Origin of the sequence: Niastella yeongjuensis (genome assembly GCF_900110245.1) — a bacterium.
GTDB lineage: Bacteria > Bacteroidota > Bacteroidia > Chitinophagales > Chitinophagaceae > Niastella > Niastella yeongjuensis.
Genome location: NZ_FOCZ01000019.1, coordinates 62,820 through 82,057, shown reverse-complemented (window position 1 = coordinate 82,057; position 19,238 = coordinate 62,820). Strand labels below are relative to the sequence as shown.

11 protein-coding genes are annotated in these 19,238 nt (G+C 46.3%); 5 read left to right on the top strand and 6 right to left on the bottom strand.

Annotated elements, in window-relative coordinates; all coding sequences use genetic code 11:
* Positions 1-240: 240 nt before the first annotated feature.
* The 4 genes from BMX95_RS31295 to recG form a co-directional block, all read right to left on the bottom strand.
* Positions 241-3,864: a DUF7948 domain-containing protein gene (locus BMX95_RS31295; RefSeq protein ID WP_242673136.1), complete on the bottom strand. Its 3,624-nt coding sequence runs from the start codon at positions 3,862-3,864 to the stop codon at positions 241-243.
* Positions 3,865-3,931: 67 nt separating this feature from the next.
* Positions 3,932-5,035, bottom strand: coding sequence for a PorP/SprF family type IX secretion system membrane protein (locus BMX95_RS31290; protein WP_081200767.1), 1,104 nt, complete (start codon positions 5,033-5,035; stop codon positions 3,932-3,934).
* A gap of 129 nt (positions 5,036-5,164) precedes the next feature.
* Complete coding sequence (locus BMX95_RS31285) at positions 5,165-8,845, bottom strand: DUF7948 domain-containing protein (protein ID WP_081200768.1); 3,681 nt, start codon at positions 8,843-8,845, stop codon at positions 5,165-5,167.
* A 200-nt stretch (positions 8,846-9,045) separates the two neighbouring features.
* Positions 9,046-11,124, bottom strand: a complete 2,079-nt coding sequence (gene recG / locus BMX95_RS31280) for an ATP-dependent DNA helicase RecG (RefSeq protein WP_280517386.1) — start codon at positions 11,122-11,124, stop codon at positions 9,046-9,048.
* A 245-nt stretch (positions 11,125-11,369) separates the two neighbouring features.
* On the opposite strand from recG, the gene BMX95_RS31275 reads away from it, so the two are divergent.
* Positions 11,370-12,008, top strand: a complete 639-nt coding sequence (locus tag BMX95_RS31275) for a DUF4136 domain-containing protein (protein ID WP_081200770.1) — start codon at positions 11,370-11,372, stop codon at positions 12,006-12,008.
* Between the two features lie 38 nt (positions 12,009-12,046).
* Positions 12,047-12,682: an outer membrane beta-barrel protein gene (locus tag BMX95_RS31270; protein ID WP_165758942.1), complete on the top strand. Its 636-nt coding sequence runs from the start codon at positions 12,047-12,049 to the stop codon at positions 12,680-12,682.
* Positions 12,683-12,888: 206 nt separating this feature from the next.
* Here the strand turns inward: BMX95_RS31270 and BMX95_RS31265 are convergent, their stop codons facing one another.
* Positions 12,889-13,440, bottom strand: coding sequence for a YqgE/AlgH family protein (locus BMX95_RS31265; protein WP_014223435.1), 552 nt, complete (start codon positions 13,438-13,440; stop codon positions 12,889-12,891).
* 318 nt (positions 13,441-13,758) lie between these two features.
* On the opposite strand from BMX95_RS31265, the gene BMX95_RS31260 reads away from it, so the two are divergent.
* A complete protein-coding gene (locus tag BMX95_RS31260) occupies positions 13,759-15,150 on the top strand; it encodes a sensor histidine kinase (protein WP_242673137.1) in 1,392 nt (463 codons plus the stop codon).
* Here the strand turns inward: BMX95_RS31260 and BMX95_RS31255 are convergent.
* Entirely contained in the window at positions 15,113-16,342 is a 1,230-nt protein-coding gene (locus BMX95_RS31255; protein ID WP_081200773.1) for an S-adenosylmethionine:tRNA ribosyltransferase-isomerase, read from the bottom strand. The two genes, BMX95_RS31260 and BMX95_RS31255, sit on opposite strands and share 38 nt — an antisense overlap.
* Positions 16,343-17,654: 1,312 nt before the next feature.
* Here BMX95_RS31255 and mraZ point away from each other — a divergent pair.
* Both mraZ and rsmH read left to right on the top strand, forming a co-directional pair.
* Entirely contained in the window at positions 17,655-18,119 is a 465-nt protein-coding gene (mraZ, locus tag BMX95_RS31250) for a division/cell wall cluster transcriptional repressor MraZ (protein WP_081200774.1), read from the top strand.
* 4 nt (positions 18,120-18,123) lie between these two features.
* Positions 18,124-19,044, top strand: a complete 921-nt coding sequence (rsmH, locus tag BMX95_RS31245) for a 16S rRNA (cytosine(1402)-N(4))-methyltransferase RsmH (protein ID WP_081200775.1) — start codon at positions 18,124-18,126, stop codon at positions 19,042-19,044.
* The last annotated feature ends 194 nt before the right edge of the window (positions 19,045-19,238 follow it).

Genomic DNA, 19,238 nt, shown 5'->3' with positions numbered 1-19,238 from the left:
AGGCAGTGGCAATAAGGAAACAGGCGCAAGCTATAAGCAATACTCCGCTGCACGGCCTACAACGTCAAGGCAACATTGAATAAAGAACTCAGAACATAAAACTAAGAACTCACTAAAAAAGCCGAAGCAGTTTTAAACCGCTTCGGCTCCGCGAACGCTATCAACGTGTCAACTTGTCAACTTCCTACCTCTTACTTCATTTCCTTTATCAACGTATCAACTTGTCAACCTGTTAACCGCCTACTTAATCAACGTAATATCCCCCGTCTTCCTCACCTTCTTCCCATCAAAAAACTCCACATCAAGCGTATACGCATATACGTCCATCGGCTGCAACTGACCATTCACCGTACCATCCCAACCTGCGCGGCGGTCATGCGTTTCAAACACTACCTTGCCCCAGCGGTTATAGATCTTCCAGGTCATTTTAGCAATACCAAAGCCTGTTATGCTGATATAACCATTGCGGCCGAAGCGGCCGGGGGTAAAGGCATTGGGCACATCCAGCAGGGGATCTATCAGGGCCTCTACCTCTTTACAAAGTGTATCGGTACACCCGCTTTCCGAGATCGCAACCAAACAGGCTTCAAATGTACCGGTAGCATTGTATTGGTGGCTTACGGTGTCAGCCGTTTTTTTGGTGATAGTTTCATTATCGCCAAAGTTCCATTGGTATTCAACAGCCCCTGAAGACAGATTGGTAAAGATGATGGGTTTGTTTACCGATGGCGGCACCGGTGCATAAGAGAAATTGGCAACCGGTTTGGGATATACGGTTATATCGAAGTACGTAGAATCTTCCTTGTTACAGGTACTGGTATCGACAACCCGCAACTTAACCCGGTAGTTGCCTATGTTCGAATAAAGATGCGCGGGGTTTACCTCGTTCGATAAACTGCCGTCGCCAAAATCCCAATAGAACTCTTCACCGGCCAGGGAGGTGTTATTGAAGATGGCGGTATAAGGCGCACAACCAGAGGCCGGCGTTTCAAACCGCGCATCTACCAGCGGCGATACCCGCAGCTCTTTCACCGTTGAATCAGGCGCATTACAATACGCCGTATCCGTCAGGATAAGCCTTGTCAGGTAGGTGCCAGCCGATGAATAATTGTGGTGTATTATGCTATCGGCCGGAGTTACCCGGGTGCCATCGCCAAAATCCCAGATAAAACTGCTTGGATTAAACGGTTTCCGGGGTGGGAAGACAGACTTGTTTACAAATTCGTATGTTAACGATTGACACGGTTGCAACTTGGTGGCGCTAAAAAGGATATCGGCCGGGTCATCACGTACATGTATATTCAGATAAGCCGTATCGGCAATATTACAACTGGCCGAGTCAATAGCGATGAGTGCAATGCGAAAGACGCCTACATTTTTGAATTCGTGGGTAACATTATAACTGGTGGTTTCCTCATCGGGCGTACCATCGCCAAAATGCCAGATGTATCGTTGGGCATCCAGGATGGTATCCTTGAAATTAACCGTAAAAGGCACGCAGCCTACCGTATCGAATACCCCTTTGAAATAAGCTTTTGGACCGGAGCCTACACCGGAAAAGTTCAGTAAGATCTTCAGGGCGCCCAGGTTACAACCACCCGTGCCTGCACCGTTCTTTGGCGCCCATACGCCAGCGGTAGTGACGTACGGTTTGGTGATGGGCAGATCGGGCATGCTGCCATAACAGTTGGCGCAAATAGCCTGGTAAATGGCGCCTTGTCTATCAAAACGGCTGGTGCCGCCATCAACGTGTTCACCCAAACCACCGTCCTGTCCAAAAAAGGAACCATAGAGCAATGATTCGGCATTTCGTTTCAGTACAATAAAGTAAAAATCGCGGTTATCGGTAATCGTTTTCAACGCATCGGGCGTAACAGGCATGCCGCGGGTACCTGCCAGGTCGTACGGGTCCTGTTCTGTAGAAGCCGGTACATACCAGCCGCCCCAGCCTGAAACATATACATTCTCACAACGGTCAACCAGGAAAGCCACCGGTGAAATGTTTGGTTTGTTGCCCGAACCAAACGTGGTGGAATACTCTATGTTATTAAGGTCCTGACTTAGTTTAACAATAAACTGTTTGGTGCCGGGATTACTATAAGTAGCGTTTATTACCGGCCAGTCGCCCCGGGTAACACCCAGTACATACGGATAGTTGTTCCTGTCGAACTGAATGCCGTAGAGAATATCCGATTTTTCTGTACCCAGGTAAATGGTTTTCTTTTGTGTAGTACCATCGCTTGAAATAATGGTAACATACCCATCGATATACCCCTTATTGGCGCCGCTTAAAATAGTGGAGCTTGTTGCGCCCGACGCACCCGGGAAATCACCGCTTTCGGTTCCGCCGGCTACATAAATATCATTGTTGGCGGGGTTTATGGCCAGCACAAAGGCGGCATCGTTGGCTGTGCCGCCCAAAAAGGTACTCCACACAATACTATTACAGGTGGGATCAATTTTCAGTAACACGCCGTCCTGCGCGCCTTTTTTCGTTGGTTGAAAGGTATTGGGAGTAGTAGGGAATTTGGCTGATTGTGATTGGCCGGCCACATAAATATAACCAGCATCATCAACGATCACTTCACTGTGCGAATCATCCCCATAATTTCTGAGCAACCCGTTTATTCTATGACCGGTGAGCTCAAACTGGTCTTCAACATTCACCCCGTCATTATCCTGACCGCCGATGCGCAGGGAGCCGATCAATCCGGTTCCGGTGGCATTCAATTTGGTAACGAACATATCGCAACCGCCGCCATCACCTATCAGTTGGGCGCCTGAAAAATCGGTAGAATAGGTTCTGCCCATTACCACCAGGTTGCCCTGTGCATCGCAAATCAAACTATGCGGGAATTCATCGGCGCCGCCACCCAGGTAGGTAGCATACATGCGGCTGCCGCCATTGGCGCTGAATTTAAAAATACCGATATCTATACCCTTGGCACCACCACGTGAGTGGGTGGTTTTATAAGCACCGGGTGAGGTGGGAAAACCAGGATTGAATGATATACTGCCCGAGAAAAAAGAACCATCCGGACCGGGTGTAGCCGTAAAGCCCCACTCATCGGAAGTGGTGCCGGTAAAAGAAGAAAAGATGATGGTGGGGTCAATCACCAGTGTACTGGTTTTTGAATAGGCATTCGTTTTAAAGCGCACTATCTTTCCGTCGATCTTATAGGCGCAGGGTGTTTCCTCTCTGCCCTTTACTTTATCGAACAGGTAGGAGTAGGGATATAATTCCCTTACATCCCCAAGACTTGTTTTAATAACCAGCTCACTTTTTTTGATCGACAGTTTATCGGCCCCGTCATATTGCATGGCAATTTTGTTTACATCACCACCGGGGTTCACGATGATATCGTATTTCAACCGGCCGCTTTCCGAATAGTAACGTACGTCGATATTGGGATAAACATTTTTATAAACCACCGCCTGGCAGCTTCTTACATTGGTGCGCCATTTGGTGCGGTCGTTGCCAATAAGATAATTGCTGTAACCGGGTAATATTTTATCAGGAACAATTTCAGGATTGGGAGATGCGCCAACGAATTGTACCTTATAGGCATGGGAGCGAACCGTAAGCGGACCGGTATTGTTCGTTTGCTGACGGGCATTGCTGGCAGGGGTTACCGTATTGTGGTTGTCACGCAACTGCTCCAGATCGCTTACGTTGTGTTGTACCACCGTAAAACCATTTTTTTGCAGGTAAAAGTTACCCGCCGGCAAGATGCCTTTGAAGGTTATTTCTTTTTCCCACTGCCCGGTATTCTCGGTAAATTCAAATACAGAAGTTGATTGTGCTGCCACTCGTATAACGCCGCCAATAAGCAGCGCTATAATCATCATAGAATGCTTAACCAAAATTCGTGTTTTCAAGGTAAAAATAATAGGAAGGTTGGTACAATGATACGATCTGATTGATTATGGTTTAGTATTTAAAAGATGGACACATAGACTGTCTTCTGTCCCCGTTGTATTGATTATAAAACCCGTTCTGCATCAACGCAAATTCAAAAGCACCGCGGGATTGATTATACTGTTTCAGGGAAGAAGTGGTAGCATCATAGGTGAACATCAGTTTCAGGCTTTTCCACACATATCCGATCATGGGGATAAACGCATCACCGGCCCGGTAATATATACCGCCGATCAGCTGGCTTTCGCCATCGCCCGACAAATTGTATTGAACATTACCACCGCCTACCAGTTCATGTGTTTTTGTTGTAAAGCTGTAATAGGCCATCGGGTTTACGATCACCTGGTCATTCAGCTTTATACTGGCATTGCCGAAGGCATTATAACGAGGGGCAATGCGGCCATCTGCACCGGTAGAGGGATCATCATTCTTAAAGAATGATTCCCGGGGTTTATTAAGGTGCCAGGCCGAAATTCCGCCATTGACATACAATTTATCAGTAGGGAAGAATGCGTAATTAAGACCAACCTGAATATCGAAATAACTCACATTGGGCGCATCCAGCACTACACTGGTAGGCAGGTTGCTGTCGAAGAACTTGCCATCGAACTGATCGGGAAATTTGAGATTGGCAGTATTGATGCGTTTATTGGCCCAGCCTACATTGAAGCCCAGCGATAACAGGTGCGCTACCCCCAGCATTTGGTGGTAGGCGGCAGAACCATAGATCTTGGTAGAGGTTAAGCCTCCTGAACCGGCAACGTCACGCAAAATAAGACCGCCTAATCCCAGCCAACCGCTCTCAATACGGTCTCTGAACACCTGTGCGTCGCCCCAAATACTCATGGTTTTGTACGGCACACTCATAATCGATGACCATTGATTGCGATAGTTTACGCCTAAGCGATAATCGGCATCTGGAATAAAGCCGGTATTGGCCGGATTGGTTGTGAGCGGGGAATTGAACCATTGCGAAAAATGCAGGTCTTGCGCCGTTGCCTGATAACAAAAACTCATTACACAGGATAACGGCAACAACATCGCTTTAAAAAACAGGCTTTTTGTTCCTCTGATCACAGCAGGCCACGCTGATTGTTTAGTTATAATTTTCTTCATAAACCACCCGTCTAAAATTACAATTTGTTAAATGACGTTAAAGCTTTTCCCAGGCTTTAACGTATTATTACCAAAGGGTGTTTCATAGGTAATAGTTGTTCGTATTTTCCATGTTGTTTGTTTCGTAATTTACCGTATCAATGTAATGTCGCCTGTCTTCCTCAGTTTCTTTCCATCAGAAAACTCCACATCAAGCGTATAAGCATACACATCCATCGGCTGCGGCGTTCCTTTATAGTTGCCATCCCAGCCAGCCTTCCGGTTACTGGTCTCAAAGATCAATTGTCCCCACCGGTTGTAAATTTTCCAGGTCATTTTCGCAATCCCAAAACCGGCTATGCTGATATAGGCATTGCGGCCAAACCGGCCCGGCGTAAAGGCATTCGGTACATCCAGCAACGGTTCTATTAACGCTTCTACTGCCTTACAGGTTGTATCACTACATTCAAATTCATTGTAGGTAATGAGACAGGCGTTAAAGGTACCCGTTGCATTGTATTGATGCGATACCGTATCCATGGTGGTTTTCTCGGTAGAATCTCCGTCGCCAAATAACCACAAATACCGTGCGCCACCTTTTGATAAATTGGTAAATATGGTCGGTTTATTTGTTATCGGCGGTACGGGCGCTACCGAAAAGCCGGCAGTTGGTAACGGATGCACGCCAATATCGAGGTACGTTGAATCGACTATGTTACAGGTACTGCTGTCAACGGCAACCAGTTTAACCCGATAGTTACCTATGTTATTGTATACGTGTACCGGGTTAATTTCGTTGGATGTAGTGCCATCGCCAAAATCCCAGGAGAATTGAGACCCGGCAAGTGACGTATTATTGAAAATTGCCGTGTAAGGTGCACACCCTGACGACGGCGTTTCAAACCGGGCATCAACCAGCGGCGAAACGCGCAGCTCCTGCACCACCGAATCGGGCGAATTACAATAACTGGTGTCTTCCAGTATCAGTTTTGTTTTATAGGTACCTGCAGAAGCAAATGCATGTTCCACGGATTTAGCCGCAGGTGTAACGCGGGTGCCATCGCCAAAATCCCAGGTAAAGCTGTTGGCATTAAAAGGTTTGTTTGGCGGGAAGGTGGTGGTATTGACAAAGTTGTAATTCAACGATTGACAGGGCGGTAATTTAGTGGAAAGGAAGGCGATATTTGCTTTGTCAGACCGAACATGAATGGTCACATAAGCGGTATCCCTGATGTTGCAGGTCGTTGAATCAACGCCAATCAAACGCACCCGGTAATCGCCCACCGCATCGAATGTATGGGTTATTTCAATGTTGGTAGTTTTTTCGTCGGGCTTGCCATCTGCAAACGACCACTCATACGATTTGGCATTGAGAACAGTATCTTTCAGGGTAACCTCAAAAGGTACGCAGCCGAGTGTATCGATTACGCCATTGAAATAAGACCTGGCGCCGGCAGCAACGCCGGCAAAGTTAAAAGCGATCTTGGCAGCAGCGAGGTTACAGTTGGAGGTGCCGGTGCCATTGGTAGGTCCCCATACACCGGGCGTAATGGGGAAAGGGACCGTAATGGTACCTACCGAACTGCCAAAACAATTGGCGCAAATGGCCTGGTAAATCACCCCTTGCGCATCATACCGGCTGGTACCGCCATCAACGTGTTCACCTTCGCCGCCGCTTTGGCCAAAAAAGCTGCCATACAACAGCCCAGTCGCATCTTTTTTTATGACTATAAAATAGAAATCGTGGTTATCGGTAACTGATTTCAGCGCATCGGGCGTAATGGGCATACCAACCACCCCGGCCATATTGAAAGGATCCCGACCGCTGGTAGAGATCCAGCCGCCCCAGCCCGAGATGTATACGTTCTCGCAGCGATCAACCAGGAAGGCAACGGGAGAAATATTCGGCCGGCTGGTACCGGCACCAAAGGTGGTAGAGTACTCAAAACCCGACAGATCGGTTTTTAACTTGGCCACAAACTGTTTGGTATTGTCGATACCGTAAGTGGCATTCACGCGTGGCCAGGTACCTTCCGAAACACCCATAATGTAGGGGATGGAAAATTTATCGAACTTGATCCCATACACCGCATCGAAACCGTTGGTGCCCATATAGCTGCTGCGGATTATGGTAGAACCGTTATTGGAGATCTCCGCCACAAAGCCATCAACAGAATTGCCATTGGAATTTTGTTGATTGGTGGGCTGGTAAACACCGGTCTTATTGCCGGGCAGGTTGCCGCTGTTGGTAGCTCCCCCCACAAAAATGTTATTGGTAGCCGGGCTAACCGAAATTACAAAAGCGCCATCATCGCCATCGCCGCCTAAATAACTACTCCAGATAACGTTGTTACAGGAAGGGTCTATTTTCAGTACCACCCCGTCCTGTTTGCCGCCGGAATTGGGGCCAAAAACATTACCGGTGGTTTTGAAATTGTCGGAACGCGTTTGCGCGGCAACGTAAATGTTATTAGCGCCATCCAGCGTTACTTCACTACGGGAATCATCGCCATAAAAACGCAGGGTCGATGATAAATTAATGGAACCGCCTTCCTGCATATCGCTGATGTTAACGCCATCGGGCCCGGTGCCGCCAATACGCAGGGAGCCAATAAGGGCGGTACCGCTTGCATTGAACTTGGTGACGCAAATATCGGCGCCCCCGCCCGGGCCAAAAAGGCTACCGGGGTATTTCGTAGAATATGTTCTGCCCATAACCACCAGGTTGCCCTGTGGGTCACAGATTAGACTATGCGGGTAATCGTTGCCCTCAGCACCGAGATAGGTTGCATACACCCGTTGAGTACCGTCAGGACTGAATTTAAATATACCCATATCAACACCTCCATTGGCTGAGCCCCCCTGAAAGGTGGTTTGATAGGCACCTGGCGATACGGGAAAACCATTCCCGAACACAATACCGGCGGAATATAAAGAACCATCGGGGCCAGGTGTAGCCGAAAAGCCATATTGCCCCGCTCTGCTTCCCGTGAAAGAGCAGAAGATCAGGGTAGGGTCAATAATAAGTGTGCTTGATTTTGAGTAGTTGTCTACTTTAAAGCGCACGATGTTTTTGTCAAGTACATACGAACAGTTTACTTCCTGTTTGCCTTTTAACTGATCGAACTGGTAAGTAAAGGGATACAATTCCTTTACATCGCCAACCGATGTTTTTATGATCAGTTCTTTGTTTTTGATCTGCAGTTTATCGGCCCCGTCGTACTGCATTTGAATGTTGTTCACATTACCACCGGGGTTTATAATGAGGTCATATTTCAATTGTCCGTTTTCGGAATAATAGCGTACATCAATATTGGGATAAATATTTTTATACAATACAGCGCCGTATATCTTCACATGGCTGGCCCATTTGGAAGGATCGTTGCCAATAAAGTAATTACCGTAGGTAGATTCTGGTTTATCAGGCACTATTTCAGGATTGGCCGCAGCGCCAACAAAGGAAACCTGGTATGCGTGGGAGTGAATAACGTAGGAAGGATATTGGGGATTGTTGGAGTTGGGAACGCCGCCGTCGTTACCTGGCTTTTGAGGATTGAAGGTGGCTATGCGCGCAGTAACTTCATCTTTTCCGTCGACCACGCCGTGTTGGCGTTGAAAGTAGCGCAGCAGATCGGCTCCATTATGTTGTACAACGGTAAAGCCATTCGGGTGTAAATAAAAGTCGCCTGCGGGCAATTCACCCTTAAATTTTATTTTACTTTCCCACTGGCCTTTGTTCTCTGTAAACTCAAAGGTAGATGGTCCACCCTGAGCGAACGTTTCAAGGGCTATAATGGTAAGAAGAAGTATAAGTAAACTAATTCTGCCCAATGCCTGTCGTTTTCGTTTAATTAATATAGAAAGCAATCCACAATGCCTGCCCCGGATAATATTAAAAGCATATTAAACCTTTGCAGCCTTAATATAGAAAAAGATGGAATAAACAATGTACGGTACAATCAATAAGTACAAAACTTACTCAGGTAAGCAGTTGGTGTGAATAGCAGTGTTGGTTTATAGTGCGCTCATACCTACGAAATTTTGCTCCAGGCAGTTTTCCCTTGAAGCGATTGCAGGTAATTTTTTAGCTGCAAATTTGGCGCCGAAGCCAGATCGGGATCATCATCGAGTACACGTTCGGCTGTTTCACGGGCAATTTCGAGCCACTTTCTATCCTGAACAATACTGGCCAGTTTAAAATTCAATGCACCGCTTTGGCGGGTGCCTTCTATATCGCCGGGGCCACGCAGTTCAAGATCTTTCTCTGCTATCTTGAAACCGTCGTTCGTAGCACACATAGTGTTTAACCGCTCCCGCGCATCATTGTTCAGTTTAGAACCAGATAATAATATGCAGAAACTTTTCTCGCTTCCCCGGCCCACCCGGCCGCGTAACTGATGCAATTGCGACAGACCAAATTTCTCCGCATTTTCTATCACCATTACGCTGGCATTGGGTACATCAACACCTACTTCAATAACTGTTGTGCCCACCATGATCTGTGTGTCGCCGGTTTTAAAACGATGCATATTGTTGTTACGAACTTCCTGTGTTTGCTGACCGTGCACCATACTGATCCAATACTTTGGTTCAGGGAAGTATGCCTGCACATTTTCATACCCTTTCATCAGGTTTTCGTAATCCAGTTTTTCCGATTCTTCAATGAGCGGAAATACAATATAGGCCTGCCGCCCTTTCGTTATTTCAGCCTTTATAAAATCCATTACCTGGCTGCGAACCGTTTCATAACGATGTACGGTTAAAATAGGCTTACGGTTGGGTGGCAGTTCGTCAATGATACTCGTATCCAGATCCCCATATGCTGTCATCGCAAGCGTGCGGGGAATAGGCGTGGCCGTCATCACCAGCACATGCGGTGGAATGGCTCCCTTGCTCCACAATTTAGCCCGCTGTGCTACACCAAACCGGTGCTGTTCATCGATGATGGCCAGCCCCAGATTTTTGAACTTTACGGTATCTTCCAGTATAGCATGGGTGCCCACTACAAATTGGATAGTACCTTCCTCCAGCCCCTGTAATATTTCCTTGCGTTCTTTTGTTTTGGTTGAACCCGTTAGCACGCGCACATTTACCGGCAGTTCTTTCAACAGTTTGCTGATGCTGTTGAAATGTTGCTGGGTCAGTATCTCGGTAGGGGCCAGTAAACAACCCTGGTAGCCGTTATCAATGGCCAGTAATAGTACCAGCAAGGCTACAATGGTTTTACCACTTCCTACATCACCTTGCAGCAGGCGGTTCATCTGTTTGCCGCTGCCAGTATCGCGCCGGATTTCTTTTATTACTCTTTTTTGTGCGCCCGTTAGTTCAAATGGCAGGTATTTTTCATAGAAAGTATTGAAAATCTCGCCCACCTGGCCAAACACAATGCCTTTTGAATAACGGTGCCGTTGCTGCCGCAACAGACCCATTCGGATCTGGGCTATAAAAAACTCTTCGAACTTCAACCGGTTTATTGCCTGCTGCCACGTTTCCAGGTCCGGTGGAAAATGCATGTTCACAAATGCCTTGAAACGGGGCATCAGTTGCAGGGGTTGCATCACTGATTCAGGTAGTATTTCAGGTATATTTCTTTCCTGTAGTAATTTAATCAAAGTTTCTGTAAAAGCCCCTATCTGCTTGCCTCCCATTCCCCGGGATTTTAGTTTTTCCGTGCTGGGATAGATGGGTTCTAAAGTGCTTTTTCCTTCCAACTTCTCTCGGGTAAAGGTTTCCAGCTCGGGATGGGTTATTTGGGGGGTGCCCTGAAAAAAACTCACTTTACCGTAAACCAGGTAGGTTTGGCCAATGGCAAGACTCTTCTGGATCCAGTTAATCCCCTGGAACCATACCAGCTGAATAGTGCCGGTACCATCCCGTAATTCGGCCACCAGGCGTTTGCCTCTTTTTTCACCCATTAAACCGGTGCTGATAAGCTTGCCGGCAATTTGAATAAAATCGGTTTGGGGGGTAATGTCACGTACCTGGTTAACCTTGGTTTTATCTATGTGCCTGTAAGGCACCAGCTCAAGCAGGTCTTTAAAGTAGAAGATATTCAGCTCTTTTTTGAGCAGATCGGCCCGTTGCGGCCCTACACCCTTCAGGTACTCGATTGGATTGGCTAATATGTCTACTGTTCCTTTGATGGCGCAAATTTAATGGAAAAGGGCAGAGGGCAGAGGGCAGAAGGCAGAGAGTGGTTGAAAAAGTTGACCAGTTAGGTGGAGGCCCGCATTAAAAAACTACAACCAACTTTTAATCCCTTGTTAGAGAGGTGTTAAGGAATGCAAATTGCAAACATTGGGCAATAAACCTTGTTTCAATAATGCATTCTCACAATGTTAAAATAATGTAGGTTATGAAGAAAATAGTGATTCCCGTGCTACTGGCGGCAGGTATACTCGCTATGACCAGCTGCAAGAAAGACCCTGTCAAGAATCTGGAAGGTGATGAAGGACAGATCTATATCACCAAACATGCCGACTCCGTTAACTTCTCCTCTTTTAAAACGTTCAGTATTGCCGATTCGGTGGCCGTTATCGAAAACAATAAGTTACTGGGTAAGGAGCTTATTGATTTTGATGCCGCCTACATCCAGGCAGTAAAAGACCAGCTTACGCAACGCGGTTATACACTGGTTGCCAAAGACCAGAGCCCCGACCTGGGTATTACCGTAAGCCAGATCTACAATACCAGTACGGGAGTATTCGATTACGGCTCGTATTGGGACCCCTACTATGGCTCCTACTGGGGACCCGATTACTGGGGGTATGGCGGCTATGGCTATTATTTCCCCTCGTATTATTATGGAACCTATTCTATAACCGAAGGGGCTGTCTCTATCGACGTCTTCAATTTAAAAGACGCCAAGGAATCCAGTAAGATAAGTGGTATTTGGAATGGCCTGCTCCGGGGTTCGGGCGTTTTTGGCGTTGCTGCCGCTAACAATGGCGTAAAGGCGCTTTTTGACCAAAGCCCTTACTTTAAAGCCAACTGATTGCTCATCCAATTATGAATTTAAAAAAAATTACAGATATGAAAACGCAGTTTAGAACGGCTATGCTTTTGATTACCAGTCTGTTCTTTTTGGCATTGATTCCTTACAACAGTAAGGCGCAGGAAGGGCGGCTGCAACTCGATCTGAATTATGCTGTGGGCATCCCCGGCAGTTCCTTCAAGAGCGATGCCATTGAAAAAACGTCCACCCGTGGCTGGACGGCCAACCTGTTGTACAACATTACCTCCAATATTTCGGTAGGGGTGGGAACCGGTTTCCAGGATTTCTACCAGAAGTACCCCCGCTCCGTGTATAAAATGGATGGGGGCGAAGTGTCGGCGGTATTGACCAATTCCATCCAAACCGTCCCGTTACTGGCCGAGTTTCAATACCGGTTTTTGCCCGGCAAAACGGTGCAACCCTATGTGGGAGTGGGTGTTGGCGGCAATATAGTGACGTATGATCAGTACCTGGGTGAATTTGATAACTCAAAATCGAGCTTCAAATTCGCTGCCCGGCCCGAAGTGGGGTTATTCGTTCCCTTCCGGAAAGACGGTCCTGCCGGTATTCACCTGTTCGGTGCCTACAACTATCTGCCCTATAAAATGGATGGAGTGGATAACCTGAACAACTGGGGAGCCGGCTTAGGGGTGAAATTTCCTTTGGGTTCATAGTTCAGCGTTCCAGGTTCAAAGTTTAAAGTTTTTTGGCCCCGCTTCGGCGGGGTTCTTTTTAGTTGCCGGCACCGGAATGTCTATTAGACTGCCGTTGCGACGCTCCGTTCAACGTATTGTTCACTGCCGGGCATTGTCGATGCCTGCATAAAATGCATGAGTTCCGAATCCCGGAAACCCACTCACTACTCACTACTCACCACTCACTAGTTCAGTTGCGGATCCACCGGGAAATTCGCCATCATTTCATAATCGCCCCCGAGGTGTTTGAGGGACTCTTTCCATATTTCATCGGCTTTGCGGTGAAACACCAGCTTGCGGGTGGCCTGGGCGGTAAGCCATGATTTTTCTTTCAATTCATCATTGAGCTGGCCGCTGCCCCAGCCGGAATAACCTATAAAAAAACGGATCTTTGTAGTGTCAATGGAACCGGCCTTAATAAGGGTGATAGCTGTTTCGAAGTCGCCGCCCCAGTAGATGCCATCCAGCACTTCGTAACTGCCGGGGATCAGGTCGGGATATTGATGAAGAAAATGAATAGTATCCATTTGAACCGGACCACCATAAAAGACAGGAAGTTTTAATTCATCCAGGTCGTTCATCAGCTCATTCAGGGTGTGGCCAAAAACACGGTTTATTACAAAACCAAAGCTGCCTTCATCCTGGTGATCACATAAAAAAACAACAGTGCGGCTAAAATTCGGGTCCTTCAAAAAAGGTTCTGCAATTAGTAATATGCCTGGTCCTGGGTTTACCATATCCTGAAATTAATATTTAAAACGGGTACTGAAAATGATTGTTCAAAATTTTTAGCGTTTCGATAAAACTTTTATAAGTTAGTGGCTCGCTAAATTTTTCTCCCGATTTTATCGGGAGGGGTGTTAACTTGGTAAATCTAAGTTAAACCATAGGCTACGAAATCCGTGCCATGGGAGCGACTAAATACGTTTATTAAATTTGCCGGTTACTAAAATTATCTGCATGGGATGTTGAGATTTCCCATAACCAGGAGAAGTTAAGTAGAAAAGGATAACCGGTAGATAATGACAACAGCGGCGTTAATAAAACCTAATAATTTGCAGTTAAGGAAAATTTTTCCTGTCATCATTGTGTTGATCAGCTTATCGCTGATAGGAACCATTTACGTACAGTACAGCTGGTTGCGTACCATGCTGGTTGACAAGCATGAAGAGTTCAGGTACAAATTGATCCGTGGTATAAACGAGGTTGGTATAAACCTGATGGAGCAAAAAAGCTCCCTTCCCTCGCTTAAGAACTACCGGGTACGTCCCGACTTCAGCCTGCAGTCAGAACAGTTCAGATCAGAACTGATGCGGCCCCCCACCATAGCCCAGAAATTTACCGAACAGGAAGTGGCCGATAAATTACACAAAGCCTTTGCCGTGCAAGGGTTAAAAGATGTAAAGTTTGAGTTTGCCATTACCAGCAATGTAAACCTGCTCTCGTACGAAATAAAATCCCGGGCCTTTTTAAACCAGGTAGAAGATACGGCCAGCGACCGCAACCTGGTCTTATATTATATTTTTCAACCACCCAGTGGCAGTGACCTCGAAAACCTGGTGCCCGAAGAAATAATGACGGTCATTGTACCCAATGTTAAAAAAGTTGTATTAAACGATATGCGCTGGATGATCGTTGGGGCAGTGTTCTTCACCCTCATGATCATTACGGCTTTTTATATTACTGTAAATGCATTGTTGCGCCAGAAAAAACTGAGTGAAATAAAGAACGACTTTATTAATAATATGACGCATGAGTTCAAAACGCCGCTTGCAACCATTTCACTGGCGGTTGATGCACTCCGCAATGAAAAAGTGGCCCAGGACCGTGAGAAAATGAACTACTTCAGCAGTATTATCAAGGAAGAGAACAAACGCATGAACAAGCATGTGGAAACCATTCTGCAGGCAGCCGTAATGGACCGCCAGGAATTAACGCTGAACAAGGTGCCCCTGCATGTACACAATCTTATTCATGAGATCATGGATAATTACAAACTGCAACTGGAAGAAAAGGGCGCGCGTGCTGAACTGAGTCTCGATGCCCGGTTCGATTTTATCGATGCCGACCAGGTACACTTCCGTAACCTGATTTCGAACCTGATAGACAATGCAGTAAAATATTCAAAAGACAACCTCTTAATAAAAATAGCCACCTACAATTCCAATAAATTCATTGGCATAAGAATAGAAGACAATGGTATAGGTATGAGCAAAGAAACCGTGAGGCGGATATTTGAAAAATTCTATCGCGCCCACACGGGTAATCTTCATAATGTAAAAGGCTTTGGCCTGGGCTTAAGTTATGTAAAGACCGTAGTTGATGCCCATGATGGAAAGATCAAGGTCGACAGCGTGCTGGGCAAAGGTTCTGCCTTCACCCTTGAAATACCGCTGTTGAAAGACAGTGCTACTGCCGAAACAGCAGACAACCATCACCATAACTAAGAAAGCGAAATTCATTCTCTAACGCATACGTATATATTTTTCGCCAGTCGTTGCCCACAAAGGCTGCTACCAATAGCAGCAACGTGGATTGCGGCTGGTGAAAATTAGTGACCAGCGCCCTCGGGATCTGAAAGGTATAACCCGGGGCTATCAGCAAAGAAGTTTTGGTGATGATGCGGTCCATTTTACGCGCGTGCATATACTGCAACAAACTTTCCAGGGCCGCTTTGGCCGTTACCGGCATTCCATTTAATTCATACGGATCCCACTGATGCACTACCAGGTCTTCCAATGGAAGATTGGGTTCATGGACCGTTTTCACGCCCAGCCAGTACAGGCTTTCAATGGTTCGTAAAGAGGTGGTGCCAACAACCGTGATGTGTTTATCCAGGTATTGTAAAATACGGGCGATGGTGCCGGTGTTCACATCAATGAACTCTGCATGCATGGGGTGTTCGCCCATGGTCTCGCTTTTCACCGGTTTAAAGGTGCCGGCGCCTACGTGCAGGGTCACATACTCCCGTTGGATCTGTTTACGGTCCAGCTGTTCAAACAGGGTATCGGTAAAATGCAAACCAGCGGTGGGGGCGGCTACCGATCCTTCGGTATTGGCATAAATGGTTTGATAGCGGTCACTGTCAGCCTGCTCTACTTCACGTTTGATATACGGGGGTAGGGGAATGTTCCCGGCAACATGTAATACTTCCGCAAAGGTGAGGGATGCAGGTTCCCAGGATAATTCAATAGCAAAGCTGTCTTTTTCCTTACCAAGATAACGGGCTTGCAGTACAATTTCCTGTCCGTTCCAGCTCATTTTCTTTTCCAGGATCTGACCGGGTTTCCACTTGCTGGCGCCACCGATCAAACAGATCCAGGTAACGCGGCCCTTTTGGGTCATGGCTGTGGTCATGTCGGCATACTGCGGGGGCGGTTCCAGGCAAAAGATCTCCACTACGGCGCCGGTTGGTTTTTGGAACAACAGGCGGGCGGCCACCACTTTGGTGTTATTGAAGATCAGCAGGGAATCGGGCGGAAGGTGCTGGTAAATGTCCCGGTAAATGGCTTCTTGCAGGGCTCCTTCTTTGTAAATAAGGAGGCGGGAACTGTCTCTTTCGGGGAGCGGATACCGGGCAATTTGTTGCTCCGGCAGCTCATAGGTAAAATCGTGAACTGATAGATCTTTTGGATGCATCTTTTAAGGCGGCCAACTGCCGCGGTTTTGATGAGGTGCAAAGGTAAGTATTGGCGCGTACAATTGCAATGGGGAGCTCGTTAGGAGGTGTTGAAGTGTATACGGCTTGCAAAAACGTGCAAAAAGGGTTGAAAGGCAATGTTGATGCGTGTTTTTGCCAGAACAAGGAACAATTAAATATGACTAAAAAGAAGTATAAAAACTATCAACAATTAGTAAGAAGTTGACACCGATCTAGTTTTTATTTAATTCAAAAATAATATTGACGCGTATTCAAATCTTTCCTAACTTAGTGGCATAGGATAAGGTTTAATGGTTAATGGTATTTGATTAGTGCAGCCTCCCCTCCGGGAGGCTTTTTTTATTTTGTCTTTCGCAGCATACACTTTACTAATCACAAGCATCGCGCCACATACTGCATACACACTGCAAAACAGTAGAACTTAATAGTAGAATAATTTAATTACCCACTTACCGTAGTGCATTTTTAGTATTACTTGCTTTTTGTTGCCTTGTTGCTTACAGGGGATTCCCTTGGTATTGCCTGAGCATGGCCTAAGTATTGCCTGGATATGGCCTGGCAGCTAGGGGGAGCTCCATGGAGATTGTAGGCGGTCTCCAGGCAATATCCCGGCCATCTGACTACCATTCCGGTACTGTTTCACTACCATCCGAATACTTATACCAATATGACTGGTGCCCAGGGTACCCTGAACCAGACAGGGACTTAACCCGGAACAAACAGGGATAAATTCCCTGCCTGGTCCTTGTGAGGTCCCTGCGAAGTCCTTGTAAAGTGATCTTCTTACTCACCTCAGGTTCGCCGTTAAGGGAATTCAGAGCAAAGAACTCAAGAACAAAGAACTCATGAACCTAAAACTAAATTCCTCCCATTTTCTCCCACCAACCCGGTTTTTCGATCTGGAATTGACACTTTTCCCCACCAAAGAGATAAACCAAATAGCCATTTCCCCCTTTTTCCCACCGATAAAAAGGGGGTTTTGAGGGATGAAAAGAGCGTTTTTAGGACGCTAATTGGTCTATTTTGGCCAGTTTCGAGTACTAAAATGACCCGGAAATCACACTTTGAAGGCTAATTCACAGCTTACGCACAGTTATGCACACTTATTCACATACTTATGCACATGTTTTTGAGAGCGGAGTAGGTGAAAACCCGCAGAAATCACTGGGGGTCATCTGTATACAACAAAAATTCCTTGTGGAAAAAATAATTAATCACAATCCGGGTAAGAAAGTGGGAAAAAGTGTTATTTTGTGTAGGTATTAGACAAATAGGTGCAACTCATTGTAAATGATACAATTTCTCGGAGAATACGAAGCAACCCTGGACGCAAAAGGGCGTTTTCTCCTACCGGCAGGCGTTAAAAAACAAATCCCGGAGGATGCTGGAGACCAATTTGTCATAGCTCGAGGTTTTGAAAAATGTTTGACTTTATATCCCAAAAAAAACTGGGATCCCATACTGGCCGAACTGAGTAAAGTTAGCGAATACAAGGCCGAAAATAGAGAGTTCTTAAGATATTTCACAATGGGTGCTTCACTAAGTGAACTGGATTCGGCAGGAAGAATGTTAGTACCACCCAATTTAAAAGCCCACGCAGGGCTCGAAAAGGATATAGTACTGGTTTCTGTTATAAACAAAATTGAAATCTGGGATAAAGGTAAGTACCAACAGTTCTTTGAGTCTTTTACACCGGAAAAGTACAGTGATCTGGCAGAGCGGGTAATGGGTGGTCAAAATACTACACAAATGTAATGTTATGAGTGAGCCTGTTTACCATGTACCGGTTTTATTGCAAGAGGTGATCGACGGATTGAGCATCCGCCCCGACGGGGTGTATGTTGATTGTACCTTTGGTGGCGGCGGACATTCCCTGGAAATTTTGAAACAACTCAATGCCGATGGGCGAATGATTGTTTTTGACCAGGATGCAGATGCCCGGAAAAATGTGCCAGCTGATGATCGTATCATTTTCGTTCCGCACAATTTCAGGCACCTGCAGCGGTTTTGTCGCCTGCACAAAATAACCCAGGTAGATGGCATTCTCGCCGACCTTGGGGTTAGCAGCCACCAGTTCGATACCGCCGACCGCGGGTTCAGTACCCGTTTTGAAGGCGACCTCGATATGCGAATGGACCAACGCCAGGAACGCACCGCTTTTGAAGTGGTGAATACCTATACCGAACAACAATTGCATAAATTGTTTGAATTGTATGGCGAGGTTACCAATTCAAAAACACTGGCCAAAACCATTGTTCAGGTTCGCAAAACCGTATCGCTTAAAACCATCTCTAACTTTAAACAGGCGCTTCATTCCATTGTAAAAGGAAATCCTAACAAGTACTTTGCCCAGGTATTTCAGGCTTTGCGCATTGAAGTGAATGATGAACTAGGCGCATTGAAAGACATGCTGCAACAGGTTCCCCCCCTGTTAAAACCCGCCGGACGTGTAGCAATTATAACGTTTCACTCACTGGAAGACCGGATAGTAAAGAACTTCTTTCGCAAAGGAATTTTTGAAGATGAAGAGGTGGAAACCGATGCATTTGGCCGGGCAACAACCACCCCACCACTCAAAGCAGTAACAAAAAAACCAATCGTTCCTACTGAAGCCGAAATGAAGAGAAACCCACGTGCAAGAAGTGCACGGTTAAGAGTAGCAGAGAAAGAGGTGGAATAGTTGACAGGGTTGAAAGAGTTGATAAGTTGACAAGTTAACGAGAAAGTAGGGAGTTAGTGGAATAAAGCAGGTTGACAGAGTTGATAGGGTTGAAAAAGGAAGGCCGCGCAACAGTGTATTTCTTTCTGCCTTCTGCCCTCTGCCTTCTGCCGTTTCACGATCCAAAAGAGTTCTTGTTCTCATAATAAAATAAA